At 36.4% G+C, this 18,558-nt stretch carries 20 protein-coding genes and 3 tRNA genes; 11 read left to right on the forward strand and 12 right to left on the reverse strand.

The features are described 5' to 3' along the window. Window positions 1-46: 46 nt before the first annotated feature. Window positions 47-1,447: a S41 family peptidase gene (locus ACIQ32_RS00115; RefSeq protein ID WP_396193604.1), complete on the reverse strand. Its 1,401-nt coding sequence runs from the start codon at window positions 1,445-1,447 to the stop codon at window positions 47-49. A gap of 121 nt (window positions 1,448-1,568) precedes the next feature. On the opposite strand from ACIQ32_RS00115, the gene ACIQ32_RS00120 reads away from it, so the two are divergent. From ACIQ32_RS00120 to ACIQ32_RS00135, 4 genes are read left to right on the forward strand one after another with little or no spacing between them, the layout of a single operon-like run. Then, complete coding sequence (locus ACIQ32_RS00120) at window positions 1,569-2,078, forward strand: RNA polymerase sigma factor (RefSeq protein WP_396193605.1); 510 nt, start codon at window positions 1,569-1,571, stop codon at window positions 2,076-2,078. Then, window positions 2,065-2,511: a hypothetical protein gene (locus ACIQ32_RS00125; protein WP_396193606.1), complete on the forward strand. Its 447-nt coding sequence runs from the start codon at window positions 2,065-2,067 to the stop codon at window positions 2,509-2,511. Before ACIQ32_RS00120 ends, ACIQ32_RS00125 begins: the two co-directional genes overlap by 14 nt. A 60-nt stretch (window positions 2,512-2,571) precedes the next feature. After that, window positions 2,572-3,114, forward strand: coding sequence for a DUF4252 domain-containing protein (locus ACIQ32_RS00130; RefSeq protein ID WP_396193660.1), 543 nt, complete (start codon window positions 2,572-2,574; stop codon window positions 3,112-3,114). 6 nt (window positions 3,115-3,120) lie between these two features. Then, window positions 3,121-3,654 carry a DUF4252 domain-containing protein gene (locus tag ACIQ32_RS00135; RefSeq protein WP_396193607.1) on the forward strand — a complete coding sequence of 178 codons (534 nt, stop codon included), beginning with the start codon at window positions 3,121-3,123 and terminating at the stop codon, window positions 3,652-3,654. A gap of 34 nt (window positions 3,655-3,688) precedes the next feature. Here ACIQ32_RS00135 and ACIQ32_RS00140 read toward each other — a convergent pair whose 3' ends face one another. The 7 genes from ACIQ32_RS00140 to ACIQ32_RS00170 all read right to left on the reverse strand — a co-directional run bounded on the left by ACIQ32_RS00140 (window position 3,689) and on the right by ACIQ32_RS00170 (window position 7,883). Then, a complete protein-coding gene (locus ACIQ32_RS00140; protein WP_396193608.1) occupies window positions 3,689-4,132 on the reverse strand; it encodes a sterol desaturase family protein in 444 nt (147 codons plus the stop codon). 4 nt (window positions 4,133-4,136) lie between these two features. Next, on the reverse strand, window positions 4,137-4,976 hold the full coding sequence (locus ACIQ32_RS00145) for a phytoene/squalene synthase family protein (protein WP_396193609.1): 840 nt from the start codon (window positions 4,974-4,976) through the stop codon (window positions 4,137-4,139). 13 nt (window positions 4,977-4,989) lie between these two features. Next, window positions 4,990-6,447: a phytoene desaturase family protein gene (locus ACIQ32_RS00150; protein ID WP_396193610.1), complete on the reverse strand. Its 1,458-nt coding sequence runs from the start codon at window positions 6,445-6,447 to the stop codon at window positions 4,990-4,992. 48 nt (window positions 6,448-6,495) lie between these two features. Then, the gene (locus ACIQ32_RS00155; RefSeq protein WP_396193611.1) at window positions 6,496-7,392 is read right to left on the reverse strand and encodes a MerR family transcriptional regulator; all 897 of its coding nucleotides are present in this window, start codon (window positions 7,390-7,392) and stop codon (window positions 6,496-6,498) included. 196 nt (window positions 7,393-7,588) lie between these two features. Further along, a tRNA-Leu gene (locus ACIQ32_RS00160) sits at window positions 7,589-7,670 on the reverse strand. Between the two features lie 41 nt (window positions 7,671-7,711). Beyond that, window positions 7,712-7,784, reverse strand: a tRNA-Lys gene (locus ACIQ32_RS00165). Between the two features lie 26 nt (window positions 7,785-7,810). Further along, window positions 7,811-7,883 (reverse strand) — tRNA-Lys (locus tag ACIQ32_RS00170). Window positions 7,884-8,010: 127 nt separating this feature from the next. Here ACIQ32_RS00170 and ACIQ32_RS00175 point away from each other — a divergent pair. Next, complete coding sequence (locus ACIQ32_RS00175; protein WP_396193612.1) at window positions 8,011-8,529, forward strand: shikimate kinase; 519 nt, start codon at window positions 8,011-8,013, stop codon at window positions 8,527-8,529. On the opposite strand, the gene ACIQ32_RS00180 is transcribed toward ACIQ32_RS00175, so the two are convergent. Both ACIQ32_RS00180 and ACIQ32_RS00185 read right to left on the reverse strand, forming a co-directional pair. Continuing rightward, the gene (locus ACIQ32_RS00180) at window positions 8,521-9,018 is read right to left on the reverse strand and encodes a phosphoribosyltransferase domain-containing protein (RefSeq protein WP_396193613.1); all 498 of its coding nucleotides are present in this window, start codon (window positions 9,016-9,018) and stop codon (window positions 8,521-8,523) included. The genes ACIQ32_RS00175 and ACIQ32_RS00180 overlap by 9 nt on opposite strands. A 29-nt stretch (window positions 9,019-9,047) precedes the next feature. Continuing rightward, window positions 9,048-9,428 (reverse strand): RNA-binding S4 domain-containing protein, encoded by a 381-nt coding sequence (locus ACIQ32_RS00185; protein ID WP_396193614.1) that lies wholly within the window; start codon window positions 9,426-9,428, stop codon window positions 9,048-9,050. A gap of 79 nt (window positions 9,429-9,507) precedes the next feature. On the opposite strand from ACIQ32_RS00185, the gene ACIQ32_RS00190 reads away from it, so the two are divergent. Then, window positions 9,508-10,536: an FKBP-type peptidyl-prolyl cis-trans isomerase gene (locus tag ACIQ32_RS00190; RefSeq protein ID WP_396193615.1), complete on the forward strand. Its 1,029-nt coding sequence runs from the start codon at window positions 9,508-9,510 to the stop codon at window positions 10,534-10,536. 47 nt (window positions 10,537-10,583) lie between these two features. Here ACIQ32_RS00190 and ACIQ32_RS00195 read toward each other — a convergent pair whose 3' ends face one another. Further along, on the reverse strand, window positions 10,584-11,537 hold the full coding sequence (locus ACIQ32_RS00195) for a transketolase family protein (protein ID WP_396193616.1): 954 nt from the start codon (window positions 11,535-11,537) through the stop codon (window positions 10,584-10,586). 4 nt (window positions 11,538-11,541) lie between these two features. Continuing rightward, window positions 11,542-12,387 carry a transketolase gene (locus ACIQ32_RS00200; protein ID WP_396193617.1) on the reverse strand — a complete coding sequence of 282 codons (846 nt, stop codon included), beginning with the start codon at window positions 12,385-12,387 and terminating at the stop codon, window positions 11,542-11,544. 199 nt (window positions 12,388-12,586) lie between these two features. Between ACIQ32_RS00200 and tgt the strand changes: the two genes are divergently transcribed. From tgt to dnaB, 5 genes are all read left to right on the forward strand, one after another. Further along, window positions 12,587-13,717 (forward strand): tRNA guanosine(34) transglycosylase Tgt, encoded by a 1,131-nt coding sequence (tgt, locus tag ACIQ32_RS00205; protein ID WP_396193618.1) that lies wholly within the window; start codon window positions 12,587-12,589, stop codon window positions 13,715-13,717. Between the two features lie 62 nt (window positions 13,718-13,779). Continuing rightward, window positions 13,780-14,865 carry an LptF/LptG family permease gene (locus ACIQ32_RS00210; protein WP_396193619.1) on the forward strand — a complete coding sequence of 362 codons (1,086 nt, stop codon included), beginning with the start codon at window positions 13,780-13,782 and terminating at the stop codon, window positions 14,863-14,865. Continuing rightward, window positions 14,852-15,736 carry a DMT family transporter gene (locus tag ACIQ32_RS00215; RefSeq protein WP_396193620.1) on the forward strand — a complete coding sequence of 295 codons (885 nt, stop codon included), beginning with the start codon at window positions 14,852-14,854 and terminating at the stop codon, window positions 15,734-15,736. Before ACIQ32_RS00210 ends, ACIQ32_RS00215 begins: the two co-directional genes overlap by 14 nt. 104 nt (window positions 15,737-15,840) lie before the next feature. Continuing rightward, a complete protein-coding gene (locus ACIQ32_RS00220) occupies window positions 15,841-16,794 on the forward strand; it encodes an acetyl-CoA carboxylase carboxyltransferase subunit alpha (protein WP_396193621.1) in 954 nt (317 codons plus the stop codon). A 141-nt stretch (window positions 16,795-16,935) separates the two neighbouring features. Continuing rightward, window positions 16,936-18,483, forward strand: coding sequence for a replicative DNA helicase (gene dnaB, locus ACIQ32_RS00225; protein ID WP_396193623.1), 1,548 nt, complete (start codon window positions 16,936-16,938; stop codon window positions 18,481-18,483). Window positions 18,484-18,558: the final 75 nt, after the last annotated feature.

The raw sequence follows: 18,558 nt of genomic DNA on the forward strand, positions 1-18,558 counted from the left end.
TGTTAAAAAAGGCTAACTTTTAGGGTTAGCCTTTTTTTTTTGCTTTCTATCTTCGATCAATGTACATCTCGCTTTTCAACGGAGACATCGCTTTGGCATCGGTAAAGTCGGGCTGAATATTGCTTGGTATCGGCTGAGTCATTCTGCCGCTGCCTATAATTTGATTGATAGCTTGGTTCAGTAAAGGCTCCTCAGGATTTCCTAAAACGCCTAAGTTTTCTAAATTTTCCGGCAAAACAGTTCCGGGTACTATACCCGAAGTATAATCTCCTGAACCATTTTTATTTACAATTTTTAAAACAATCGGTTGCATGGCATATTTATGGCGAGTATTGACATTTTGTTTGGCAAAAGTTGGGGAATCATATAAGGTAATAGAACCTACATTTTTTCCGGTTGTGGTAGTTCCGATTTGCACAACGGTAATATAAGGTTTTAAACAATTAATCACCAATTCGCTGGCAGAAGCAGTTGCGCTAGTAGTTAAAATGTAAACTTTATTTAAGTTTAAACTATTGAGGTTGCCCACAAATCTATTTTCTAAACTTCCCGGATTGTTGGTTTCAAAGTAGCTTTGCGCTTTGGCATTCCATTGCTGTTTGGCAAAAAGTTGTCCGGTAAATTGTCCGGTAATCATGCTGGCCAATTTGGTGGCGGTGCTAACAGAACCACCTGAATTATATCGTAAATCTATTACTAAATCGGTTACGTTTTGGGCTTGAAAAGTACCGAAAACCGCATTCAACTGGTTGTCAAAATTGGAATAAAAAGCATTGTACATTAAATAACCAATATTGTGTGTGCCTTCGTTGATAACACTGCTCAACAGTATCGGGTTTTCTGACAATGCTGTTTTGGTAAGTGATACCGATTGTCCGTTGGGTGTAATATTGCCACCATCGTAATCAGCTAAATTAATGGTATAAGTTTCATTGGCCAGCAAGCTTCTATAATTATTAACCGTTAGCGGAGTACCATTGATGGCGTAAAAAATATTGCCGCGTTGGATAGGTTTGGTCGAAGCGTCTGAGTTAGGAATGATGTAACGAACCCAACCATAAATATCAGTTGTACTGCCGGTTTTGTATCGCAATGCGAAATCCATTCCATTGTTGAGTGTATTGCCTGAAAGCGCTCCTTCTAATACTGAATAATCGCTGTAGATGACACTAAAACGGTCGATGGAGTTATCAACTCTTAAGGCATTGAATAAGGTTGTCGGATCCTCAAAACCATCCAAGAAAGTATTGAGTTCGTTTTGAGTTGCAAAACGGTCGTCTGCTAATTCAGGAACATCAGCTTGCCATAAATAGTACAAATTCATGCCTTTCCATACAAAATCATTAATCTCCAAGCCTGTTGGCACCGGATTGTCGTCATTATCGGTACAGCTGAAAGAGCAAACTAATAAGCATAACCATAGTGCAGATTTAAGTAAGTTTTTCATAGCAGTTTTTAATTAATAAACGTAAATTTAATCAGTTTAGATTAATTATTTGTAATTTGTTTGTAACAAAAAAAATAATGACTCGTCTTGCTTTTATAACCGTTAACCAAATGTCGTTTTAATGAACCAAAAAGAGTTTATGCAATTGGTCAATCCTTTCAAGGATAAAGTTTTCCGAATGGCTAAACGTTTGTTGGTCAGTACGGAAGAAGCCGAAGATGCTACTCAAGAAGTTTTGGTGAAATTGTGGAATAAAAGCGAAAATTTAGACGATTATAAAAGTGTTGAAGCTGTAGCGATGACTATGACGAAGAACTATTGTTTGGACCAACTGAAATCGAAACGCGCCGGAAATATGCGAATTGTGCATAACAATTTTACCGACAAAGAAGCAGGTTTGCAAAAGCAAGTAGAAGACAAAGATACTTGGCAATGGGTTGAGAAAATAATGAATGATCTACCGGAGCAGCAAAAGTTGATAGTGCAAATGCGCGACATTGAAGAAATGGAATTTGAAGAGATTAGTGATATTTTGGGCATGAATGAGTCGGCTATCAGAACCGCCTTGTCCAGAGCCAGAAAGTTGATAAGAGAAACCATGATAAAAACCCATCATTATGGCATTGGATAGAATTGAAAAATTAATAGAGAAATACTTCGAAGCAGAAACCACCTTAGCAGAAGAAAAAGAGTTAAAGGCCTATTTTTCTTCCGAAAATGTTGCTCCGCCTTTAGAGCAATACAAGGCTATATTTGGTTACACTGCTCAAGCAAAGCAAGAAGAGTTTACCGCTGCAGTTTCTTTAAACAGTAAAAAGAGTAATCTTGTTGTTTGGATATCTGTTGCTGCCTCTGTAGTAGTTTTGTTAAGTGTAGGTTTGTTTACTTTTAATCATTATAATCAGCCCGTAAACGAAAATTACGGTACTTATGATGATCCTGAGGTGGCTTTCAGAGAAACGCAAAAAGCGCTGGAGATGATCTCACAAAGTGTAAACGAAGGTATAGGAAGTATGAACTATTTAAGTGAATATGAACAGTCAAAAAACATCATTTTTAAATAAAAAAATCAAGAAATTATGAAATCAACAATCAACAAATACCCTAACAACAATTTTTTAACCATGAGTAAAAAAATGCTTTTAAGTCTGTTATTTTTAGTAATAACCAATACTGTATTCGGTCAAAGTGTCTTTGATAAATTTGAAGACCAAGAAAAAATCAGAACCGTAATAGTAAACAAAAAGATGTTTGCCCTTTTGAGCAAAATGAAAGTGGAAGACAAAGAAACACAGCAATACGTTAATTTGATCAAAAAATTAGAGAACCTTAAAGTTTTTGCTACTCAAAGTGATGTGAAAGCTGCCGAAATGAAAGCGACTGCTGATAAGTATTTGAAATCTGCCGCGATGGAAGAATTGATGCGCATTACCGACAAAGGGAAAAGTGTGAAGATTTACGTAAAATCGGGTGCCACTGATTCTCAAATCAAAGAATTGCTGATGTTTGTTGACGGCACGGGTAACGAAGAAACCGTATTAATGTCATTAACCGGGAATTTTGATTTAGACGAACTTTCTGTTTTAACCGAAAAAATGAAATTACCCGGCGGCGATGATTTAAAAAAAGCATCAAAAGGAAACAAAGGTCCGAAAGGCAGTAAATAATCAATTATGAGATTCGCTTTTTTCACCGCTGTTTTAGTTTCTTTATTTTTAATGAGTTGTAGTAACGAGCCTAGTCTGCAAAAGTACTTTGTAGAAAACTCTGAAAAGAAAGATTTTGTGATGTTGGATGTTTCTCCAAGCATCATTAATGTAGATGAGGTTAAGTTGACACCCGAGCAAAAAACGGCCTTGCAATCATTCGACAAAATGAACATCCTAGTTTTTAAATCGAATGATAAGAATAAGTCACTTTATCAATCTGAAACTAAAAAGCTAGGGACTATTTTAAAAGGTCAGGATTACCAAGAATTGATGTGGGTTGGTTCCGGAAAAGATGGCGCTTCTGTCAGTTTTGTCGGCGAAGATGACGACATCGATGAGTTTATCTTTTATGCCAAAAATCAGGACAACGGTTTTGCTGTAGTCCGAATTTTAGGCAACGATATGAATCCAAACAACATTATGAACATGATTAGTGTTTTGCAAAGTGCAAAAGTTGATATGGAGCAGTTAAAACCACTGCAAGGTTTGTTAAAATAAGAAGATAAAAAAGTCCCGAATTCTCGGGACTTTTTTAGTTTTTAAAATATTTTAGCGGAACGATTAACATTCCAAAACATTCCCCTTTTTCTTTGCCAATGTGTTTGTGGTGCATTTTGTGTGCTCTTCTAACGGCTTTGGCATAGCGGTTATTTGCATTTCTAAACAACTTAAAGCGTTGATGAATAAAAATGTCGTGAACCGTAAAGTAAGCTAATCCATAAGCGAAAATTCCCAAACCTATGGCTAAACCGACCTCTAAAATGTCATATTGCCAAAGTAAAAAGAATCCAACACTTACTACGGCATAAAAAATAAAAAAAGCATCATTGCGTTCGAACCAAGAATCGTGGTCTTTTTTGTGATGATCGGCATGCAAACTCCACAAAAATCCATGCATGATATACTTGTGACTAAACCAAGCCATAAATTCCATGACGCAAAAAGTAACTAAGAAAACAATAATATGTAGTAACATAAACTTACAATAAATTTAAACGATAATTTACATAGCATTTTGCCAATAGGCCTATTTTTTCATAATCAGGCACTCTGATACGGGTATTTTTAATTTCCATCGAAGGCGTCTTCTTTAATTTAGACAAGAGCTTTTTATAATAAATAAAAGCGGTGTAAACCCCAAATTTGGCTTCTAACGGCAATTTTAAAATGCCTTCAAAACCCATTTGGAAATCGGCTTCAATTTCTTTGATGATTTCATTTTTCGATTGTTCGTCTAATCTGGACAAATCAGTGTTAGGGAAATACGTTCTGTTTAAATCTTCAAAATCAGCTTTCAAATCCCTAAGGAAATTTACTTTTTGAAAAGCAGAACCCAATCGCATAGCCGAATGCTGTAACTCATCATATTTTTTATCATCGCCGTTTACAAAAACTTTTAAACACATTAAACCAACCACATCGGCCGAGCCATAAATGTATTCGTTGTATTCGTCAAAAGTTTGGTATTCTTTTTTGTGTAAATCCAATTTCATGCTTTTCATAAAAGCGGCAATCAAACTATTCGGAATTTGGTATTTGTTTACAGTATGTTGAAATGAATTTAAAATCGGATTCAAACTGATTTTATTTTCCAAAGCATCTGCTAAATCTTTTTCAAATCTTTCAAAAAGAAGTTCTTTATTGTAATCGTGAAAAGTATCCACAATTTCATCGGCAAATCGCACAAAACCGTAAATGTTATAAATGTCTTGGCGTATGCTTGGTGCCAACATTTTTACTGCAGCAGAGAAAGAAGTGCTGTAAGACTTGGTTACGTTTTTGCTGCAATCGAAAGATACAGTGTCAAAAATTGATTTCATAGAATCTTGTGTTTTAATTTTTTTCAATAAGTTCAGCAACCAATTTACCCGAAATTAATGAAGGTGGAACTCCGGGTCCTGGAACAGTCAATTGACCGGTGAAAAATAGATTTTTAACTTTTTTACTTTTCAATTTAGGTCTTAAAAAAGCAGTTTGCAGTAAGGTATTGGCTAACCCGTATGCATTCCCTTTGTACGAATTGTAATCTTTAATAAAGTCATTTACACAAAAAGATTCTCTAAAGATAACGTTTTCTTTTACAGTTTGTTGTGTTAGTTTTTCAAAACGATTGATTATTTTTTCAAAATATCGGTTTCTCAATTCAGCAGTGTCTTTTAATCCGGGTGCCAAAGGAATTAAAAAAATTCCGGCTTCTTTTCCTTTGGGCGCCGCATTGTCATCTGTTTTTGATGGAAAACTGGCATAAAACAAAGGTTCTTTAGGCCACTCCGGAGTGTCATAAATTGCTGCAGCATGGGCATCAAAATCAACATCAAAAAACAATGAGTGGTGTTCTACATTGTCAATTTTTTTGTCAAAACCAACATAAAACAAGAGGGAAGAAGGGGCAAATGTTTTTCTTTCCCAATACTTTTCTGAGTAAGCTCTGTATTTAGGTTCTAGCAAGGTTTCACTATGATGGTAATCTGCTCCACTCAAAATAATATCACCTTTCACAATTTCTCCATTAACAATTATTGCCTTGGCTTGACCGTTTTCAACAACGATCTTTTCAACATTGGCGTTCAGTTGAAAGGTTACGCCCAACTCTTTAGCCAAACTTTCCATACCTAAAATCACGCTATACATACCGTTTTTAGGATGCCAAGTACCTAAACCAAAATCAGCAAAGTTCATAAAACTATAAAAAGATGGCGTGTCTGATGGTTTTGCTCCTAAGAAAAGCACCGGAAATTCGAGTATTTGAATCAATTTGGTACTTTTAAATCTACGTCTGATATCTTTGGAAATGTTCCCAAAAAATTGATTGACTTTTTTGGCCGTTTCTAAGGTTACCAATTCTATTGGAGAAACGCCTGGACGATACACTAAATCTTTTATAGCGATATCATAATTGCTTTGGGCTTCTTTCATGAATTCGGCTAGTTTTTTACCACTTCCTTTTTCAATGGATTCAAAAAGCGCTATGATTTCCGGAAGATTATCGGCTATAGTAACAAATTCTTTTTCGCCGAAATAAACTTGATAAGCCGGATTGAGTTTGATAAGATGGTAATAATCAGAAGGTTTTTTGCCAAAGTCTGCAAAGAAACGTTCAAAAACATCGGGCATCCAATACCAAGTTGGACCAATGTCAAATGTAAAACCATCTTTCTTAAGTTGGCGTGCTCTTCCGCCTATAGTACTGTTTTTTTCGTATACAGTAACTTCGTTCCCCTGTTGAGCAAGATAACACGCCGCCGCCAGCGATGAGAATCCGGAACCTATTATTTTGATTTGCTTCTTCATATTGTTTAACAAAGATAGAAAAAAGTTAAACAATAAAAAAATATTTGTCTATATAAATTCTACTAATTCTTTGATGCTGCTAAAGGTAAGCGTTTTTTCTGTTACTAATTTGGGTTCTACAAATTCAATCATTCTACCAATTAGCCATAATTGTGACGAATCATCCATAATTTCTGTTTGTAATTCTTTTACATACGGATTTATTTCAGATTTGGTTGGTTCAACCGTTGAATAACACAAATAGACAATATTGTCAAAATGCTTTTTTAAATCTTTCAAACTTTCTGTTGGAACACTTTCACCCAAATATATAGTTTTATAACCGTGATTTAAAATTTCGTAATTCAAATACATCAATCCTAATTCATGGATTTCATTCATAGGAAGGTACAATACAAAAACCTTGTCGGATTTGGTTGGTTCTTTAGACTGAACTACTTCGGTGTTGGTTAAAATCTTCTGTTTGATGAGATAAGTAATAAAGTGCTCGTGAGACGGACTAATGGTATTGGTTTGCCACAATAATCCTATTTCTTGTATTAAGGGTATAAAAACTTCATAAAACACATCTCTAAATGATTTTTCAGAAAGTAATTTATTGTAAGTATTGAAAAATAATGCTTGATCAAAATTCATCATAGCCACTTTAAAAGAACTTATTGCATGATGTTTTGCACTTTTTTCAGAAATAATTTCATTCACCAACTGCGGAATCCTTTCTTCTGAGAGTTTTGAAATCTTAGATATTTTATAACCGTGATTGTGCAGTAAGGTTATGTTTAAAAGCTTTTGAAGATTTTGAAGATCATACATTCGGATATTGGTTTCCGTTCTCATGGGTTCGAGTGCATTGTATCTTTTCTCCCAAATTCTGATAGTGTGTGCTTTTATTCCGGATAGGTTTTCCAAGTCTTTGATACTAAACACACTTTTGATATTGTTCATCTTTTTATTAAATTTATTAAACAAAATTAGTAAAATAAATTTACCAAGTGTCTTTTTACACCAAAACTTTCCAAAAAAAACAGTAATTGTATGAGTGAATTACTTATCGGACAGAGTAATAGGGTAGGAAACGCAAGGTTTTAGTAGCTTTTCAAAAAAAAAGCACTCAATAAGAGTGCTTTAATAAATTGATTTGTGACCACGATCAGATTCGAACTGACACGTCTTGCGACACCACCCCCTCAAGATGGCGAGTCTACCAATTTCTCCACGTGGCCCGAAAACAAAAAAAGTCATCCGCTTGGCGAACAACTTTTTGTGACCCGACTGGGGCTCGAACCCAGGACCCCAACATTAAAAGTGTTGTGCTCTACCAACTGAGCTATCGAGTCAATGGTGCAAAATGAAATAAAAAAAGTGACCCGACTGGGGCTCGAACCCAGGACCCCAACATTAAAAGTGTTGTGCTCTACCAACTGAGCTATCGAGTCAATTTCATTTCTTGAATGCGGGTGCAAATATAAGACCTTATTATTTATATTTCAAAGCAATTTTACTATAAATTTGCCTTTTTTCAAGGATGGTCTGTAAGGGCTTAATTTATAAGGTTTTATTGAAATGGTAAAAATAGTTTTGGTTGGATATATGGCTGTAGGGAAGTCGACTATTGGTAAATTATTGGCCGAAATAATGCAAATTCCTTTCTTAGATTTAGATGAAATGATTGAAAAAAATGAAAACTTAACGATTAGTGAGATTTTTTCAAAACACGGTGAAATTTATTTTAGGAAGAAAGAACACCAAGAATTTAAAAAGTGGATGGAGAGTCAGGATTCTTTAGTTATAGCTACAGGTGGTGGCACACCTTGTTACAGTAACAATCATTTGTTGTTAAACGGTCCTAATGTAATTTCAATTTATTTGAAAGCTTCCATTGAAGTTTTAGGAGAGCGACTGTTTTTAAATGCTCAAAGCAGACCCTTGGTTTCTGAAAAAAGCAAAGAAGAACTACAAGAGTTTATTGCAAAAAACCTTTTTGATCGCAGTTATTTTTACCACCAAGCCACTTATACTGTAAGCGTAGATAAAAAAACTCCGGAAGCTGTAGCCGATGAAATCTTGCAAAAATTAAACTAAATAGGCATGGTCATTGTTGTCTTCAAAAACCACTTGCACATGTTCTTTCAAAGAGGTAGAAAGTGAAAGTCCTTTGAAATCCGCTTTTACCGGATATTTCTTGTGATTGCGATCAATTAAAACTACTGTTTTGAATTTTTTTACCGGAACATTTAAAAAATGCTTGACACCATAAATTAAAGTTGTTCCCGAGTTTAGTACATCGTCTACCAGTACAATACATTTATTTTCGTATTCTTCTTTTTTAATGGAAGTTGTGATGGCGCTAAAAGGATTGGTTTTATCAATCTTTACTTCGCACAAAATAATTTTACAGTCAGTTATTTCATTGAGAATCTGTCCTATTTTCTGAGCAAATAAAAAACCGTTTGAAGCAATTCCGGCCAATACAACTTCATTTTCATCAACAAAGGTTTCATAAATCTGATAGGCAATTCGTCTGGTTTTATGTTCTATCTCCTGATGGTTAAGAATAATATTTTTTATCATTTTGTTAAGTTTTATTTTTTAAAATCAAATTATTCTTCCAAATCAAAGTCAAATTCAAAATCTTCCAAATCTCTTCTGTCTTTTTTGGTAGGCCTACCCACACCGGTTTTTCGGTAATGCTCTTTTGATAGTTTCAGCATTTCCAAATGGGCAAAGGCTTCAGCAGGCGTTTCATCTTTTCTGTAAATGTCAACTAATTTAGCACCCACTCGATTTAACGGAATATCTAAAACAGAGATTGAATAAATGATTTGATCTTTTCGGAAAGTAATTTTATCCATAGGAAAAACTTCTCGAGAGGGCTTGGCAACCTGACCGTTCACGGTTATTTGATTCTTTCTGCAGGCTTCTGTTACCATGTTTCGGGTTTTGTAATAGCGCACACACCAAAGATATTTATCTACTCTCATTTTTTTTCCAAAATCAACGTTAAATACTTCACAAAAATAAATCAATATTGTATCTTGCGACCTCAAAAATAGAATAAAAATGAATAATTTTTTTAGAGTAGCTTTCTTTACTGTTGTGGCTTCTTTTGTTGTTTCCTGTTCTAAAGGAGACGGTAATTCCGTAGTTCCAAAGCGCGATTATGCTGAACAATATGCTACTGATTTAGCCAATATCGAAGAGTTTTTGCAAACGCATTATATGGAAGTAACCAATAATGCAGGGAATACAGAAGATCAAGACGTATCATTTTATGAAATTCCTGAAGGTGGTACCCAGACCTCTGTATGGAACCAAACAATTTATCCCTTACAAGCCCATTATGTGGCCCAAGATGATATTACCTATAAAATTTATTACCTGCAATTGCGACAAGGTTCTGGAGCAAACACTAACTCACCATGTAATTTAGATCGAGTGTTAACCTCATATAGAGGAAGTTACATTTACACTAAAAAAGAAACTGTTAATGAGGTTGAAGTGGAAACATTAACCCTTAAACAATTTGAAGAATCTATTACGCCTGAAAGTTATTTAACATTATCAACATTAATCAAAGGTTGGTCTGAAATCCTTCCGAAGTTTAAAACCGGAAGTTATAGTGCTAACCCCGATGGAACTTTATCCTATTCTAATTTTGGAGCCGGTGTTATGTTTATTCCTTCAGGATTGGGATACTTCAATAATTCTACAGGATCAATTCCCGGATATTCTCCACTAATTTTTAGTTTTAAATTATATGAGATTCAAAGAGTTGATAATGATAATGATGGTATTCTTTCTTATTTGGAAGACCACAATTCTGCTATTGTAAATGCGGATGGTTCTGTAACAACGATTAATGGTGTACCAGACGGATACTTAAGAATTTTAGAAGAAGATGTTGATAATCCTGACGATACTGATGGCGATGGTACACCTGATTTCTTAGATATAGATGATGATGGTGATTTCTTCACCACAGCTAGTGAAATCAAGAATCCTTTAACAAATGATCCTTTTCCATTCGCAGACATTCCGCTTTGTAGTGATGGTAAGAAAAGGCATCTGTCAAATCTTTGTCATCATTAATAATAAAAAAAGCCGCTAATTTTAGCGGCTTTTTTTATGGATTGTTTTTATTTTCTTTGCAGGACTCTTTCAACAGCAACAACTATGGCTTGGTGATTTAACTTGTACTTTTCCATTAGTTGTTCAGGAGTACCACTTTCTCCAAAACTATCATTGACGGCAACAAATTCCTGAGGAGCAGGAGTATTCAAAGCCAATACTCTGGCAACACTTTCGCCTAAACCTCCTAAAATATTATGCTCTTCAGCCGTAACGACACATCCGGTTTTGGCAACCGATTTCAAAATCGCTTCGTCATCTAAAGGTTTAATGGTGTGAATATTAATGACTTCAGCAGAAATTCCTTTGGCTTCTAAAGCCTCGGCTGCGATTAAAGCTTCCCAAACCAAATGACCGGTAGCTATAATGGTAACATCGGTTCCCTCATTGAGCATAATAGCTTTTCCAATAACGAAGGGTTCGTCTGCCGGCATAAAATTAGGCACAACCGGACGGCCAAAACGCAAATAAGCAGGACCGTGATGGTCAGCTAAAGCAATAGTAGCAGCTTTGGTTTGATTGTAATCACAAGTGTTAATTACAGTCATGCCGGGTAGCATTTTCATCAATCCGATATCTTCCAAAATTTGATGCGTAGCGCCATCTTCTCCTAAAGTTAAACCAGCGTGTGAAGCACAAATCTTCACATTTTTATCTGAATAAGCTACCGATTGGCGAATTTGATCGTAAACTCTTCCGGTAGAAAAGTTAGCAAAGGTTCCGGTAAAAGGAATTTTACCGCCTATGGTTAATCCGGCAGCTATTCCAATCATGTTTGCTTCTGCAATTCCCACTTGGAAAAAACGTTCCGGGTGATTTTTTTTGAAATCGTCAAATTTCAACGAACCAATTAAATCGGCGCAAAGCGCCACAACATTTTCATTTTTTTGTCCCAATTCGGTCATTCCTGCCCCAAATCCGGAACGGGTATCTTTACTTCCTGTGTTTGTGTATTTTTTCATAGTCTTAGTAGTCGCCTAAAGTTTCATTGTTTTGTGCTAATCCGTTAGCCAATTGCTCGTCATTTGGTGCTTTACCATGCCAAGCGTGCGTGTGCATCATAAAATCAACACCATTCCCCATTACAGTGTGCAAAAGGACACAAACCGGTTTTCCTTTTCCGGTTCTGCTTTTAGCTTCGGCTAATCCGGCAATGATAGCGTCAATATTATTCCCTTCTTTAATTTCCAATACGTCCCATTCAAAAGCTTCAAATTTGGCTTTTAAATTCCCCAAACTCAAAACATCATCAGTCGAACCGTCAATTTGTTGGCCATTGTAATCAATGGTAGCAATCAAATTATCTACTTTTTTGGCAGAAGCATACATAATGGCTTCCCAATTTTGGCCTTCTTGTAATTCGCCGTCTCCGTGAAGTGAATAAATCAAATGAGCATCACCGTTTAGTTTTTTAGCTTGTGCGGCTCCAATGGCAACCGATAAACCTTGTCCCAATGATCCCGAAGCCATTCGTATTCCTGGCAATCCTTCATGTGTAGTTGGATGTCCTTGCAAACGAGAATTTAGTTTTCTGAAAGTGGCTAATTCTGCTACAGGGAAATAACCGCTACGCGCCAAAACGCTGTAAAAAACCGGCGAAATATGTCCGTTAGAAAGGAAAAATAAATCTTCTCCAATACCATCCATATCAAATCCGGCTTTGCGTTGCATTTGGTGTTGGTACAATACGGTAAAAAATTCGGCACAGCCCAATGAACCTCCGGGATGTCCCGAATTTACTGCGTGTACCATGCGAAGAATGTCTCTTCTGACTTGGGTTGTAAAATCTTGTAAATGTTGTGTGTTTGACATTATAAATAGGATGTATAATTATGGCTCAAAAGTAATTCTAATTTTATAGGAAGGCAAATGATTTTGTAACAAGTTATTAAGGGGTTGTCAATAAAAATTTTCAAGTTAAAATAAGGCTAATAATCTCTGTTAAATAAAATCCTAAATCCTAAATCCTGAAACCGAAATCTTTTATCTTTGCCGACTGTAAAAGAGTTATATGAAATTTGATTTATTAGCCAAAGACCTTAATTCAAGTGCGCGTGCCGGTAGCATTACAACTGATCACGGTGTAATTGAAACCCCTATATTTATGCCGGTTGGTACAGTAGCATCTGTGAAAGGTGTACACCAACGCGAATTAAAAGAAGAAATCAATCCCGATATCATTCTCGGAAATACATACCACTTATACCTTCGTCCGCAAACCGATATTTTAGAAAAAGCCGGAGGATTGCATAAGTTTATGAATTGGGATAGAAATATCCTAACCGATAGCGGTGGTTATCAAGTTTATTCACTTTCAGCCAACCGAAAAATCAAAGAAGAAGGCGTAAAGTTTAAGTCGCATATCGACGGTTCTTACCACGTATTTACACCCGAAAATGTAATGGAAATCCAACGTACCATTGGTGCCGATATCATTATGGCTTTCGACGAATGTACGCCTTATCCGTGCGATTATCGCTATGCCCAGCGTTCGATGCACATGACACACCGTTGGTTGGATCGCTGTATCAAGCATTTGGAAAAAGTGCCGACAAAATACGGTTACGACCAAACTTTTTTCCCCATAGTACAAGGAAGCACTTACAAAGATTTGCGCCAACAATCAGCCGAGTATATCGCCAATGCCGGTGCTCAAGGCAATGCCATCGGAGGATTATCTGTTGGTGAGCCGGCCGAGGAAATGTATGCCATGACCGAAGTGGTTACGGCTATTTTACCACAAGACAAACCGAGATATTTAATGGGAGTTGGAACACCAATTAATATTTTGGAAAATATAGCTTTGGGTATTGATATGTTCGATTGCGTTATGCCAACCCGAAATGCCCGAAACGGAATGTTGTTTACTGCTAACGGTACCATCAATATCAAAAACAAAAAATGGGAAGATGATTTTTCTCCAATTGATGCAATGGGACACACTTTTGTGGATACCGAATATACCAAAGCTTACCTGCGACATTTGTTTGCTGCCAATGAATTTTTGGGCAAACAAATTGCAACCATTCACAATTTAGGGTTCTATATGTGGTTGGTTCGAGAGGCCAGAAAACATATCTTAGCCGGAGATTTCAGAGCCTGGAAAGACATGATGGTGAAACAAATGAGTCAACGATTATAATTTTGTTTGAAGTTCCAAGTTTTTAACCTGAAACTTGAAACCTGAAACCCGAAACCAAAACAATGCTTAAAATAATTGATAAATACATCTTAAAACGATACTTAGTTACATTCTCTGTAATGTTGCTGATGTTTATCCCTATAGGTATAGTGATTGATGTATCGGAAAAAGTCAATCGCATGATTGAAAATAAAGTTCCGTTCAAAGAAATTGCGTGGTATTATCTCGATTTTACGATATATTTTGCCAATTTACTTTTCCCCATTTTTCTTTTCCTTTCTGTAATTTGGTTTACCTCTAAATTAGCTAATAATACAGAAATTATAGCCATTTTAAGTTCAGGAATTTCTTTTAGTCGTTTTATGCGACCTTATATCATTGGGGCAACGATAGTTTCTTTTTTTGCCTTAATCATGAGTGTTTTTTTAGTGCCAAGTGCCAGTGCCGGTTTTAAAAGTTTCCGATACAATTATCTCATAGGTAACGGAAGAAATGAAGTAAGAGACAAGTCGGATGTATTTCGACAAATCAGTAAAGATGAGTATATTTTTGTCAGCAATTTTAATGAGATTTCCAAAACGGCTTTCAACTTTTCTATGGAAAAATTTGAAGGGGATCAATTAAAATACAAACTCATTGCCAGCAGGATCAAGTGGAATGAAAAAGAGAAAAATTATACGCTTTTCAATTACACCAAACGAAAAGTGGGTGTTATGGGCGATATCATTGAATCTGCCGAAAAAAAAGACACCGTTTTTAATTTTGATTTAGAAGATTTAACACCGGTGGTTTACATAGCTGAAACATTACCTTTAAATGAACTCAATAAGTTTATCGATAAAGAAAAAGCCAGAGGTTCTTCTAACATCAATACATATTTGGTGGTACTTTACAAAAAGTACAGTATTCCGGTTTCGGCCTTTATTTTAACCATTATTGCGGTTGCGGTTTCAGCCATGAAACGCCGTGGCGGAATGGGAGCCAATTTAGCCATAGGCATTGTATTGGCTTTTGCCTTCGTTTTTTTGGATAAAGTTTTCGGAGTTTTAGCTGAAAAATCTACTGCGCCACCATTACTAGCTGTTTGGACACCCAATATTGTCTTCGGATTATTAGCCTTTTACCTCTTGCGCAATGCCAAGCGATAACTTGAAAAGCTATCTGCATCTTCATTTGATTGTTTTCATTTGGGGATTTACTGCCATACTTGGAGCGCTGATTACTTTAGACGCACTGCCGTTGGTTTGGTTCAGAATGTTGTTTGCCGTTGGGTTTATAGCCATTTTCATTTATTACAAAAAACTACCATTAAAGGTACCAACAAAAGTTTTACTGCAATTTTTATTCTCCGGATTAATCATTGCCCTGCATTGGTTTACTTTTTTTCATGCCATCAAAATCTCTAACGTTTCTATTACACTAGCCTGTTTGTCCACCGGTGCTTTGTTTGCCTCCATCATAGAACCGGTTTTATACGGAAAAAAAATAGTACCCTATGAAGTATTCTTTGGTTTATTGGTAATTGTTGGTTTGTATATTATTTTCAATGTCGAAGGCAATTATTTTCTAGGCATCATAACAGCATTGACTTCTGCGTTTTTATCGGCTTTGTTTGCTGTAATCAACAGTCGTTTGGTCAAAACATACGATGCTACTGTAATCTCTTTCTATGAACTTAGTGGCGGTGTGGTTTTCTTTTCTTTTTTATTGCTGTTTTTCGGCAGTTTTTCAGTGGAGTTTTTTCAGTTATCTATGAAAAACTTACTGTATTTGTTGATTCTGAGTTCGGTTTGTACTGCTTATGCTTTCATCGCTTCAACCGCTGTAATGAAGTTTTTAAGTCCGTACACTGTGATGCTTACCATCAATTTAGAACCCATTTACGGGATTATTTTAGCGGTTATAATTTTTGAGGATAAAGAAAAAATGAGCCTCGGCTTTTATATCGGAGCAGTTATTATCTTGTTAACCGTTCTTTTAAATGCGATTATTAAGAGCCGTAAAGCCATTAAAGAGTAGCATTATTCAGGTACTCATTTGTTTAAAACTAATCTGCCGGAATTGCTTTTTATCACAATATAAAATTTTATATTTGCTATTCGATTAAACAAAACTAACAACCTATGGAATATTTAGATTTTGAACTCCCTATTAAGGAATTAGAAGATCAGCTAGATAAATGCCAGTTAATCGGTCAGGAATCTGATGTAGATGTGACCAATACTTGCAAACAAATAGAAAAAAAATTAGAGGAAACTAAAAGAAAAATCTACAAAAACCTCACCGCTTGGCAACGGGTACAGTTGTCTCGCCATCCAAACCGACCATACACTTTAGAACACATAACCAACCTAACCAAAGGTACATTCCTCGAAATGTTTGGCGACAGAAATTTCAAAGATGACAAAGCCATGGTGGGTGGATTAGGTAAAATCGACGGTCAGTCGTTTATGCTTATCGGACAACAAAAAGGAATCAATACTAAAATGCGTCAGTTGCGCAACTTCGGTATGGCCAGTCCGGAAGGGTATCGCAAAGCCTTGCGCTTAATGAAAATGGCGGAAAAGTTCAACATTCCTGTAGTCACTTTAATCGATACTCCGGGAGCCTTTCCCGGGTTGGAAGCTGAAGAACGCGGACAAGGAGAAGCCATTGCCAGAAATATTTTAGAGATGATTCGTCTAAAAGTACCCATCATTTGTGTCATTATCGGTGAAGGTGCTTCAGGCGGCGCTCTAGGAATTGGAGTTGGTGATCGTGTGTTAATGATGGAAAACACTTGGTACTCGGTTATTTCTCCCGAATCTTGTTCTTCTATCCTTTGGAAAAGTTGGGAATACAAAGAACAAGCTGCAGATGCTTTAAAACTGACTTCTTCCGACATGAAGAAAATGAAATTGGTAGACGATGTAATCCCCGAACCTCTTGGCGGTGCTCATTACGATAAAGAAACCACATTCAAAACAGTTGAACAATATATTATGAAAGCGTTTAATGAGTTGAAAGATTTATCAACAGCCGAATTAGTGTCGCAAAGGATGGATAAATACAGCAAAATGGGCGAATTCAAGGAATAAATTCTCACAAAATTTAACCCAAATCCGAAGCCCTATGGTTTCGGATTTTTTTTGGGTTATCAACAAAAAAAACAAACTTATAAACATCGTTTTTGAATAACTCAATCTCGTTCATTAGCCCAAATTGGTTACTTTCGTTTCATGGAAAATCTCAGAAATATGAACCCGATAAAAGTGGATAAAACTACGATTATCAATTTAGAAAAAGGAAAACTCCCGCCGCAAGCACTCGATTTAGAGGAAGCGGTTTTGGGCGCGATGATGATAGACAAAAAAGGGGTGGATGAGGTAATCGATATCCTGCAACCTGATGCTTTTTACAAAGACGCTCACAAGCATATTTTCGAGGCTATTTTTCAGTTATTCACAGATTCTCAACCTATTGACTTGTTAACAGTTTCGGCCCAACTCAAAAAGAACGGAAAACTCGATTTGGCCGGTGGTGATTTTTACTTGATTCAACTCACCCAAAAAATCTCTTCTTCGGCTCACATTGAGTTCCATTCGAGAATTATTTTACAGAAGTACATCCAAAGAAGCTTGATCAAAATTTCTTCGGAAATCATTGAAGAATCTTACGACGAATCAACCGATGTATTTGATTTATTGGACAAAGCCGAATCCAAACTCTACGAAGTAACCCAAGGCAATATTAAACGTAGTTCCGAAACGGCTCAAAGTTTGGTAATCCAAGCCAAAAAAAGAATCGAAGAAATAGCCAACAAAGAAGGCTTAAGCGGTATAGCTACCGGTTTTGATAAATTGGACAAAGTCACTTCAGGTTGGCAACCCTCAGATTTAATCATCATTGCGGCTCGTCCGGGTATGGGTAAAACGGCTTTCGTATTATCAATGGCACGTAATATGGCTATTGATTTCGGCGCACCGGTGGCTTTATTCTCATTAGAGATGTCTTCCGTGCAGTTGATTACCCGTTTGATTTCTTCGGAAACAGGTTTGTCTTCGGAAAAATTGAGAACCGGAAAACTCGAAAAACACGAGTGGGAACAATTGTCTACCAAAGTAAAAGATTTAGAAAAAGCGCCTTTGTATATCGATGATACACCTTCGCTTTCAATCTTCGATTTAAGAGCTAAAGCGCGTCGTTTGTCTTCCCAGCATGGCATCAAAATGATTATCGTTGATTACCTTCAATTGATGACCGCAGGCGGAAGCAACGGAAAAGGCGGCGGTAATCGTGAACAGGAAATTTCTACCATTTCACGGAACCTCAAAGCATTAGCCAAGGAATTAGAAGTACCGGTAATTGCCTTATCTCAGTTGTCGCGTGCCGTGGAAACGCGTGGTTCAAGCAAACGACCATTGTTATCCGATCTACGTGAATCAGGTGCCATTGAGCAAGATGCCGATATCGTATCGTTTATCTACCGTCCGGAATACTATAAGATTGATGAATGGGACGATGAAGAGCAATCACCAACCGCAGGTCAGGCCGAGTTTATCATCGCCAAACACCGTAACGGTTCCTTGGAAAATATCCGTTTAAAATTCATCGGAAACTTAGGTAAATTTGACAATCTTGAAGAATACGGTAGTACTTTCGACGATTTGCCTTCAAGAATGAACAGCGATGACAATCCGTTTTTTACCAAAAATCTCCCGTCAGCGAATGAAGCCTTCGGAAGCAATATCAATTCCAATGACGATGATAGCGATGTACCATTTTAAAAAAATACAATCCCGTTTAGTCGGGATTTTTTTATGATTATTTTCACAGGTAAATCTGTTATCTTTGGTTAAAAT

It is taken from the genome of Flavobacterium sp. (genome assembly GCF_044373165.1).
In the GTDB taxonomy this organism is placed as follows: Bacteria; Bacteroidota; Bacteroidia; order Flavobacteriales; family Flavobacteriaceae; genus Flavobacterium.